Source organism: Pilimelia columellifera subsp. columellifera (assembly GCF_039532605.1).
GTDB classification, from domain to species: domain Bacteria; phylum Actinomycetota; class Actinomycetes; order Mycobacteriales; family Micromonosporaceae; genus Pilimelia; species Pilimelia columellifera.
In genome coordinates this window covers 1-9532 of the sequence record NZ_BAAARY010000039.1, presented here as the reverse complement: position 1 = coordinate 9532, position 9532 = coordinate 1, and the positions used below count along the sequence as shown (strand labels likewise).

Below are 9532 nucleotides of genomic sequence, written 5' to 3'. Positions count from 1 at the left end.
GCCAGCCCCCGAAACCTCGGCGACATCGTCCGCGCAGCCGTCCACCTCACCCACTTCGAATACCGGTACCTACCGAACCCTCGTTGAGATCACCTCAGTAGCCGCTAGATCGCCACGGCGACAGTCAGAGAGCCGCAACGACACGGCAAAATTCCGGGCGGCGCACTGAGCATGGCGCGGACCTTGGGGTGGCCGCGGGCGCGGTGGCGTCCTTCGGGCCCGTCTGGCAGCCACCCGGGGGTGGCACCGACAGGTGCGGCAGACCCATTTACCCAGTGCCGGGCCGACTCACGGATCGAGTCGCTGCCCGAACCTTCAGCCAAATACCTGGGGGGCTGACCTTGGCCCCCCATTTCTGCTGCCCGCCTGGCATCGGTCGGGGCGGCATCCGGGCGGGGCGTATCCGGCCGAGGATCCCACCGGCAGATCACGCAGCAGCTATGCGGATCCGCGGCCCCCGACCGCATGTCTGTCGTCGGGGGCCGCCAAATTCACAGGCCCTCCTGAAAAAGTGATATCATATTGATAGTCTCAAGACATCGCTACATTTGAGGGAGCTGACATGACCGATCACCTCGACCTGCCCGCCCCGCGGGTGCGCGAGCGCATCGCCCGGGGCGCCTCCGGCTGGCCGGTCCTTGCCCTGTCCGTACTGGCGATCCTCCTCGGCGTCACCGCGTTCGTGATCGGCGTACGGCAGGAGGACGTCCCCGTCGTGGTGAGCCTCGCCGGCCTCGGCCTACTGTTCGTGCTGGCTGCCCTGATCGCGGCGGCTGGTCTGACCCCCGTCGCACCAGGCGAGGCTCGCGTCCTCCAACTGCTCGGCCGCTACACCGGGACCGTTCGCACCGACGGCCTCCGCTGGGTCAACCCGCTCACCGCCAGGCGCAGGGTCTCCACCCGGATCCGCAACCACGAGACCGACGTACTCAAGGTCAACGACGCCGACGGCAACCCCATCGAGATCGCCGCGGTCGTCGTGTGGCACGTCCAGGACACCGCCCGCGCTGTCTTCGAGGTCGACGACTTCATCGAGTTCGTCGCCATCCAGACCGACACCGCCGTCCGGCACATCGCCAACAGCTACTCCTACGACTCGCACGACACCGCCCGAATGTCCCTGCGCGACAACGCCGACGAGATCACCGCCCGGCTGTCCGAGGAGATCGGCGCCCGCGTGGCCGCAGCCGGGGTGAAGATCGTCGAATCCCGGCTGACCCGCCTCGCTTACTCGCCCGAGATCGCCCACGCCATGCTCCGCAGGCAACAGGCGAACGCCATCGTCGCGGCCCGGGCCCGCATCGTCGAAGGCGCGGTGGGCATGGTGGAGATGGCGCTGGTACGCCTCGCCGAGAACCACGTCGTCGACCTCGACGAGGAACGCAAGGCCGCGATGGTCAGCAACCTGCTGGTGGTCCTGTGCGGAGACCGAGACGCCCAGCCCGTGGTTAACGCGGGCACTCTCTACTCGTAGGCATGGCTACCGAACGGAAGAAGCTTCTTCTCCGGCTCGACCCCACCGTGCACGACGCACTTGCACGGTGGGCCGGAGACGAGTTGCGCAGCACGAACTCCCAGATTGAGTATCTGCTGCGTAAAGCCCTCGCAGACGCCGGTCGCCTTCCCGGAGGAGTCAGCAGGATCCGCGGCCCCGGAAGGCCCCGTACCGAATCCGAGCCGGAGGAAGAATGAGATGGCAGTGCCCAACAGCCTTCCCCAACGCATCTATCTACTTGCCTATAACCCCGACAAGGGAAAAGTCGGCACGAGCACCGAACTCGGCGCCATGCTACGCGCAGGCGCCCTCGCCGACCTTTACCTCAACGGCCAGCTCATCGACGTACGCGGACGCGCTGCCATCAACGGCCAGCACCTGTGCAGCGATCCCATCCTCGCCGGACTACTCGAGGAGATCGCACGTTCCAAGCCCCGCAAGTGGCAACACTGGATCGACAAACGACAGCGGGCCACCGTCAATACGGTCCGCCAGCAACTCGATGACGGCGGCTGGGCCCGTTGCCAGCGGTACAAGATCCTCGGTCTTTTTCCCGCGACCAAAGTGACCCTCCGCGACCCACGCGTCCGCAAGGAACTGCTCAGCCGAGTCAACAACGCCTTCCGGTCCCCCACCGGCAGAGTCGATCCCGCCGACGCCGCGCTCGTGACTATCGCCGCCGCAGCGGAGCTCAAACTCGTCCTCGACCGGAAGACCAGACGCGACAACAAACGACGAATCCAGGAACTCGCCAAGACCACCGGACCGATTGGACCCGCCCTGCACAAGTCAATCCAAGCCGCTGCCAGCGGCGCCAGTGGCGCCTGAAGAGCCTCCCGCGCTGAGCGGCGCCAGGGCTCCACAGATCCGCCACCAATAGTGCGCGCGGCCGACTCGCCACTCTGTCCACATTCACGGTCACCGTCCCCGCATTGCCGGAACCTACGTCGAGCGCGGCAGCGGTCCTCCTCACCGGAGCCATATTTGGAAGACCGGGTCGACGCACGATCGGTCCTCACCCAAGGCGCGGTGGCACCGGATGACCCCTCCTCTCGGAGAGCGGCAGCCCGTTCGAACCGGGCGAGGCCCGCGGCCGTCGACACGCTGAGGCGACCAGAGCAAAGTCAAACCCTCGACGGTGAGGGTGACTGCTGCGTAGCACGGCGGAGTTTCTCGGGGCGGCGGCCGAGCAGGTCGGTAGAGTTATGGCATGGGGCAAGGGCTGGTGTCATACCTGTGCTGCGCCGACGCGGCTGCGGCCATCGACCTTCTACAACGTGGCGTTCGGTGCGGTTGAGATTCAACGCTGGACCGCGGACGACGGCCGGATCGGCCACGCCGAGCTGGCTCTGGCAGGCGAAGTGCTGAGCGTCTGGGACGCCGACGCGACCGTGGCCAAAGCCGTGGGCGCCGGTGCGGGCATCGAACGTCCGGTCACGATGCGAGCAGACGGGGCGCGTTCCGGCTGGATCGTCGACCCGTTCGGGCATCGGTGGAACGTGCAGACCCCGGGTGAGCACGTTTCGGTGGAGCAGCTGCGCGATCGAGTCGGCGACCAGTACGACATCACCGACTAGCGGTCCGGCGGGGTGCCCAGCTGCCGCGATCCGATTCGTTTCGCGGACCCGCGGCGACGACGAGCGTGGACCGGGGTCACCCTCAGGGGGCGGATATAGAGCCGGTATGAGGCGTCTCAAACCGGCTCTGCCACACGCTGAGATGTCTCTGCCAGGGGAGGTGCGATGACCTAGGGCAGAAGGTGCCGAGCGACCAGGTGTGGTTCCGCGACGTGCTGTGTGAGCCGTCGGGCCATGATGATGATCATCGCCTGTTGGGCCATCGCCGTGTGGTGGTCCGGGCGGCGTTCGTAGTCGCGGACGGTGTGTCGGCAGCGGTTGATCCAGCAGATGGCGCGCTTCTACGCGCCATCTGCGGGGTAGGACCACGAAGGTGGTCTGCCCGGCGACCGCGAGTTTGGCGACGATCTGGACGGTCAGCCGTAGGTGGGTGCAGCCAGCGCAGCGCTGCCAGGTCGCGGATCTGCGTCCACGGCTTAGCTGGTAAGGGCGCTGAACCGGGCTTGTTCGCCTGCCGGACTGCCCGGTTTGCGATGATCCGCCAGCCACTCCGGCTATCGTCCGGCTGATCCGTCACCCGGTCGAACTACCGGCCGGCCAGAATTGATCAACCCCATTGGGGTACACCGGATCAGAGTTCCCACAGGTAGACGTTCTGGTACGCGAAGGTAGCCGGACTGCTCGCATGGGTATGGATGGAGAACTGTGTGCTGACCACCAAGAAAGGCCGGGGCTTCCGGCTGCGTACGGGTCGTGCGCTGCTGGCCGGGGCGATGACGGTGATGGGAACGGCCGTTGTGGTGACGGCGACCGCGACCCCCGCGTTTGCCTGTCACGGACTGCTCTACGGCAACCCGGTCCGTCAGGCCGCCGGCTTCACCTTCGAGGTCACGTCGAGCTTCGCCACCGCGTCGAGCATCACCGCGGTACCCAACAACGGCAACGCCTCGATCAGCGGTACGTCCTGGGCCACCGGCCAGCCGGCGCTCACCGTCACGGTCACTGGCCTGACGCCGGGCCAGTCCAGCACGGTCCAGTTCAACGCCTCGCTAGCCGGCGGCGGTACCGCGTGCTCGTCGTACACCAACGCGGCGCTGTTGGCGGCCGCGGTCGCGCCGACTCTGGCCGCAGCGACCGCGACCGCTGACGGTTTCACGGTCAACGTCACCGACTACGACGCCACCCGGTACGACTACATCTTCAGCGCCACCAACGGCGGCGCCGCCACCGTGGACGTCAACGGCCTGGTCACCGTCACCGGGCTCAACCCAGGGCAAAGCGCCGTCTTGACCGTGGACGTCACCGCAAAGGACGGCTCAGGCTTCAGCGGCACCGCTAGCGCGACCCGCAGCGGTAGCGCGATCAACCCGGCGCCGGCGCCGCCGTCAGGCCCGGCGGCGCCGACCGCCGTGGCGGGGGACAGCGCGGTGAAGATTACCTGGGCGGCGCCCTCGGCCAACGGGTCCGTGATCTCCGGTTACCGCGTCATCGCCGCACCGGGCGGCGCTAGCTGTGACACCGACGAGAACACCACCATGTGCATCATCGGCGGGCTGACGAACGGTCGGGCGTACACGTTCACGGTGGTCGCCTCCTCCAATGAGGGCAACTCGTCTGCTAGCGCGGCCAGCAACACAGTCACGCCGGCCGCCGTGCACAACAAGGACCTGGCGATCAACAAGCCGAGTGTCCCGCCAGGCTCGACCGTCACTTTGACGGCGACGGGCTACCAGGCCGGAAGCTCGGTGGACTTCTACATCTACTCCACGCCGGTCTACCTGGGCGCGGCCACCGCCAACAGCAGCGGGGTCGCCGTGCTACGCGCGGCGCTGCCGGCGGGTTGGAGCGGCAACCACACCGTCCGAGCGCTCGGAATCGGCTTGAACGGTCTGCCCCTGAGTCAGGACATCGCCGTGCTCATCGCCGCCGCCACTCCGGGCGGGCTACCGGTGACCGGTAACGGCCACATCGCCGCAATGGTCGGTGCGGCGTTAGCGATGCTGACCCTCGGGTGTGGTCTTGTGTTCGTCGCCACCCGCCGCCGTCGCAGCGAGGCGAGGGGTCTGTCGAATTAGTTGTACACACCCCTCATAGACAGATCTGCAAGCCTCAACACCAGCGTGCGGAATAGACGACGCGGTCTGTCGCGACCCTGACCAGCGGCCCGTTGGGTTCTTGGTCCAGCGGGCGCTTGCGCTGCCGCTCAGCGGCGCTGCCCTCGGGGGCAAAGACTGCTCGCCAGACGAGCAGCAGGTGTGACGCGGACGTCGAAAGCGGTCTCACCCTGATGGCGAGAGGGTGGCCCTAGCCTCGGCCGACAAGTGATGGACGATGACGGGGATCCGCCGACCACCTCAACCCCTTATTTGGCAGGCTCTGAGAGGTGGCAGGACGGCGGCGCGCTGGTTTGGCACCGCAAGGTCAAGATGGGGGTGGGGCCGCGCCGCGGCCCCACCCCCATCTTGGCGCGTGTTAGCTGATCAGGGTGACTGTGTAGTCCAGAGTGGCGCCGGTGGCGGTGTAGGTGGCGGTCTGACCGTTGGCGCAGAAGGACACGTAGGTGTTACCGGGCACGGTGTCGCCGCCCACGGCCGAGACGACCGGTCGGAGTTCGGTGTTGGCCGGCAGCCCGGCAAGCGTCAGGTCCAGGATCCGGTACTGGTTGATCGGGTACTTGTCGGTGCTGGCGGTCGCCACCCCGTCACGTGTCGTGGGCGCAAACGAGAGTACGAAGCCCGCGTTGTTGACCACGGCCATCTTCTGCACACAGGGACCGGCCGGAGCTGGGCCTGGGTTAGGCGTTGCGGCGGCCGGCGCGCCGATCGTGCCCGCTGCGGCGACGGCGACAGTCGTCAGGGTGAGCAGCTTATGTGCTTGGGAAGTCATGTGGTCCTCCATGTGGCGGCGTCGGCGCCGCCTTCGGGGCTAGGTCATCGATCGATACCGGTCTACCCAGCAGGGGCGTATCGATGCCCGCGTAGCCCAGATGTAACGGACGTTACAAGCGGCATGACGACTACCACGGCCGGCGCCAGCCGAACCGGGGCATCGTCGGCGTTGGCTGAAGGTGCTTGCGGTGGTGGGAAGGTCGGGGGTCGGGTGCCCCCGGCATCGTTCCCAGCGCTTCTGAGGCCTCGTTGACGCTCAGCGCAGTCACGATCGATAGCGACCATGTCGGTGTAGCGGGGTTCACGGCGCCGGAACTGGTGCCGGGGATGGTCGGCGCCCATTGTGTCGTGGTCACCTACAGCGGTGCGCCTGCCTCTACCGGTGAAGCTGTACACCAGCAGCTATGACACTGCCACGGCGCCGTGATCAAGGCGCCTTCAAGATGCACACCGAAGTCCTTTTCATGTCTGGGTACGCCCAGCTGGTCCTGGCCTAACAAGGCCGACTCGGACCCGACGCCAACCTCATCGAAACAGGCGATGACGGATCGTCCGACCTATAGCCCATCGACGGTGCTGAGGAAGGCTTTCGATCAACGGTGGCGGGGACGACGGCGAGCACGTCGGGCACCAGACTGGGTGCTCGGCTTGGGCCTATAGGGATGGGCTGCCCTGTTTCTGGTTGCGGCGCTGGGACCACGCAGTCAATGGCTTTCTGAGCGCGGTGCGAGGTGCCACGGTTCTGTCAGGTCGATGAACTGGTCGATCTTGGACAGGCGACTCATCTCGGCCATCGTCTCCGTGGCCTCGGCCGGAGTCTCATTGCGCTCGCCCTCGCGGGCCTGGGCCTCAGAGGCAAAGAAGATGACATCGACGGTGGTCCCGTCGTCGGTGTAGCCGTAGACGGCGCCCAGGACGTCCGGCCGCAGGTCGCGCATCTGCTGCTCGGACTCGGCCATGAGCTGGTACGCGCGTGCTGGGTCGCTACTGGTGCCGTACAGGACCTGGACGAAGCCAGCCACTGGGGTGGCACCTTGGCCGACAGTCCCACACTTCGCGCAGTCGAGGAACGTCGGCTTTCCGGCGAACGCCCCGGCCGTGCGGCTCCACCACTGACCCTGCTCGGGGCGCTCGCTGTTGCGCCGGGCCGCGTCGGCGGAGGCGAACATCGCCGTGGCGACGAACGTGCCGTCCGCTGCGATGCCGGCGGTACTGCCGAGCCAGCCGTCAGCGCCCGGCCCCAACTCCGTCGCCCACCGCTCGAACGACTCCTTCAGAGCCGCGCGGTCGGCAGCCTGTCCAAGAATGAACTGGATGAACATGGAACCTCCACGTCGAGATCGGTATCCGCAGCCACCGCGGACTCTACGCCGCCCCGGGTGTCTGATGTCTCGCCTTCGAGGGCGACGGTGTCAGCTGGACCGTGACCATTGGCGGCACGGGTGGCCGGGTCTCAGCGCGGACACCGCTGAGGCACCCGAATGGGAAGCGGCTCACGGCCATCACGCGCGTCGGCCGCCGGGCGTTTGCACGGTCCGGGATAGGTGAAAGAGCGCACCCACGTGATGTCCCGATGCACTAACGGCGCGCGCCACACCGCAGCCGAGGGCCAAGGCGTTGTAAGTCGATGTACGGTCTAACTCCATCAGCCGCCTGCCGTCCCCACCCGTCGTCGAGGTCCTGTCGAAGGCCCACGCGCGCATGTTTCAACGCCGCCGAAACCAACTGGCTGTCTGGGATGTGGAGCCGAGTCGCCATGAGGGGCAGATTTCCAGCCCACGCGGCTGCCGGCTACCGAAATCGGACCCGCCACGGCCAGCCGGCCGGGCTGGGTGGTTTGCGTTACCGTCTGTTTATCGCGGCGGTCGCGCTCGAAGATTCGCAGCGTTGAGTCCGACCCTGAACGCACGAGGAGACACCGATGACTGACGCTGCCGGCGACGCCGATCCCACCGCTGACCCCGAAGCCGGATCCGAGGATCAGCCGCGGCTCTTCGAGAACCGGGCGGCACGCCGGTCCAAGGGCAAGTCGACCCCCAACCACACCAAGGGTGCCGCGGGCCGCGTCCAGGGCCGTTCCGGCACGGTGAAAAGTCCACGCCAGTACGGCAACCGCCGAAGCGGCTGATCGTCGGAGCTTCTCATCGCGGCTGTGCTCGTAGGTATAGCCGCTACTCGGTGCACCCGCGACCGTTACATCCGGATTCGCAGAGCGATCACGGCCGGTTAGATGTCCGCACGGCGTGGCCAGCGTTCGCTGCGACAAAGGCGGATATCCTCACGAGGCGTTGACACCGCGACGATCCGGGGGATGCAGAATTGGCGATGAGCGTGGAGGTCGATGGAGAGGTGTTCGACGTAGCGGCGCGCCCCGAACGGCCTGGCCAGTACGACTACACCTGGTCCTCCGGACGGAACCCGCAGTATGTGTTCACCTCGGTGCGCTCGGATGGCGAGCTGCCGACAACAGCCGACCATGCGGAGGCTTCCTCGCTCAGGTCGACCCGGACACCGGCTACATGGCGTAACCCACGCTGCTCGTGACCACACAGCCACGCGCTGATACACGAAGGACACGAATTGGGCGTGCCATTGTGGCAGTTGAGTAAGGGCGTTTGGGAGCGTCGGGTGACGGGCTCGTCGGCTTAGGTAATCGCGGCTCTGGTGGTCGAGTGGCGCCGGTCTGGCAGGACCTGCAATTGGCGTGGTTGACCACTCGAAACACGCAGTGGGGTGCCGATACCCGGTACAAGCTGGTCTTCGTCGACCGGTTGCTGGCCACCCTACGTCGCCTGGCACCCGCTATGCCCGATCTGACCCACGCGGAAGTAGCGCTTCGTAGGGTACGTCCACCTCCGGTCGGAACCAGGCATGCACCGCGCCCGCGCCACCAGACGCGCCAACCGCCGCTCAGCCGACCTCATAGACGCCGTGACCAGCAGCTACCCGACTACGCAATGACCCTGACCGCTGGTGTGCGGAGTAGGCCCGATGCGGCCAAGCGGCGACAGCCGCTCGAAGCCGTCGGCGATGCTGGCTGGTGAGGACCCGTCGCGGACATCGAAGCTCTGTGCAAGGATCCCGTCCTGGAGTGTGTCAGTGCAGCGCGTGAGTGCTGGATCACCTCACCGTGCAGATGCCCACGGCGCAGGTCACCTCCTGTGTCCCGCGAGGACCGTCGTAGGTGACGATCCAGGCAGCCATGGCGATGAGGAGCACGAGGCTGACAAACCCGACGGCGGCCCCCACGGCGTTCTCGACGCGTGAGACTCGATCAGGTCCGTCCTGCCGCGGGAGTTGGACAACGGACTCCGGTTGGCTCGTATGGCCTTCCGGCCCGACTTCATCGACTTTGATGGCGGTGTCGCCGCTCGACGCCGGATTCATCGGCTCGGCATCTACCTGGCGGCGCCTCGGCGGCTCGCAACTGTGGATGCTTCCCATGCCCGGGGTGGCGGTCGCCGGCTCCCGTGTGTCAACGCTCTCTGAAAACTGGTTCTGGCCCACTTTTCGTGCAGCGTTGACGGCTCGGTGCCGGTCAGGCTAGGAGGATTCGGCGGCGGAGCAGGTCG

At 66.8% G+C, this 9532-nt stretch carries 7 protein-coding genes; 5 read left to right on the top strand and 2 right to left on the bottom strand.

Annotated elements, in window-relative coordinates:
- Positions 1-562: 562 nt before the first annotated feature.
- The 4 genes from ABD287_RS17780 (at position 563) to ABD287_RS17765 (ending at position 5147) form a co-directional block, all read left to right on the top strand.
- Positions 563-1474, top strand: a complete 912-nt coding sequence (locus tag ABD287_RS17780; RefSeq protein WP_344174577.1) for an SPFH domain-containing protein — start codon at positions 563-565, stop codon at positions 1472-1474.
- Between the two features lie 219 nt (positions 1475-1693).
- The gene (locus tag ABD287_RS17775) at positions 1694-2323 is read left to right on the top strand and encodes a GOLPH3/VPS74 family protein (protein WP_344174575.1); all 630 of its coding nucleotides are present in this window, start codon (positions 1694-1696) and stop codon (positions 2321-2323) included.
- A 449-nt stretch (positions 2324-2772) separates the two neighbouring features.
- Positions 2773-3072, top strand: a complete 300-nt coding sequence (locus ABD287_RS17770; protein WP_344174573.1) for a VOC family protein — start codon at positions 2773-2775, stop codon at positions 3070-3072.
- Between the two features lie 707 nt (positions 3073-3779).
- The gene (locus ABD287_RS17765) at positions 3780-5147 is read left to right on the top strand and encodes a fibronectin type III domain-containing protein (protein ID WP_344174571.1); all 1368 of its coding nucleotides are present in this window, start codon (positions 3780-3782) and stop codon (positions 5145-5147) included.
- A gap of 397 nt (positions 5148-5544) precedes the next feature.
- Here ABD287_RS17765 and ABD287_RS17760 read toward each other — a convergent pair whose 3' ends face one another.
- On the bottom strand, positions 5545-5958 hold the full coding sequence (locus ABD287_RS17760) for a hypothetical protein (RefSeq protein WP_344174568.1): 414 nt from the start codon (positions 5956-5958) through the stop codon (positions 5545-5547).
- A 706-nt stretch (positions 5959-6664) separates the two neighbouring features.
- Entirely contained in the window at positions 6665-7282 is a 618-nt protein-coding gene (locus ABD287_RS17755; RefSeq protein ID WP_344174566.1) for a hypothetical protein, read from the bottom strand.
- 599 nt (positions 7283-7881) lie between these two features.
- On the opposite strand from ABD287_RS17755, the gene ABD287_RS17750 reads away from it, so the two are divergent.
- Entirely contained in the window at positions 7882-8088 is a 207-nt protein-coding gene (locus tag ABD287_RS17750) for a hypothetical protein (RefSeq protein WP_344174563.1), read from the top strand.
- Positions 8089-9532 lie beyond the last annotated feature (1444 nt).

Excerpts from the sequence above, each read along its gene's own strand:
- ABD287_RS17780 (WP_344174577.1), top strand. The coding sequence starts at position 563 with ATGACCGATCACCTCGACCTGCCCGCCCCGCGGGTGCGCGAGCGCATC.
- ABD287_RS17775 (WP_344174575.1), top strand. The coding sequence starts at position 1,694 with ATGGCAGTGCCCAACAGCCTTCCCCAACGCATCTATCTACTTGCCTAT.
- ABD287_RS17760 (WP_344174568.1), bottom strand. The coding sequence starts at position 5,958 with ATGACTTCCCAAGCACATAAGCTGCTCACCCTGACGACTGTCGCCGTC.
- ABD287_RS17755 (WP_344174566.1), bottom strand. The coding sequence starts at position 7,282 with ATGTTCATCCAGTTCATTCTTGGACAGGCTGCCGACCGCGCGGCTCTG.
- ABD287_RS17750 (WP_344174563.1), top strand. The coding sequence starts at position 7,882 with ATGACTGACGCTGCCGGCGACGCCGATCCCACCGCTGACCCCGAAGCC.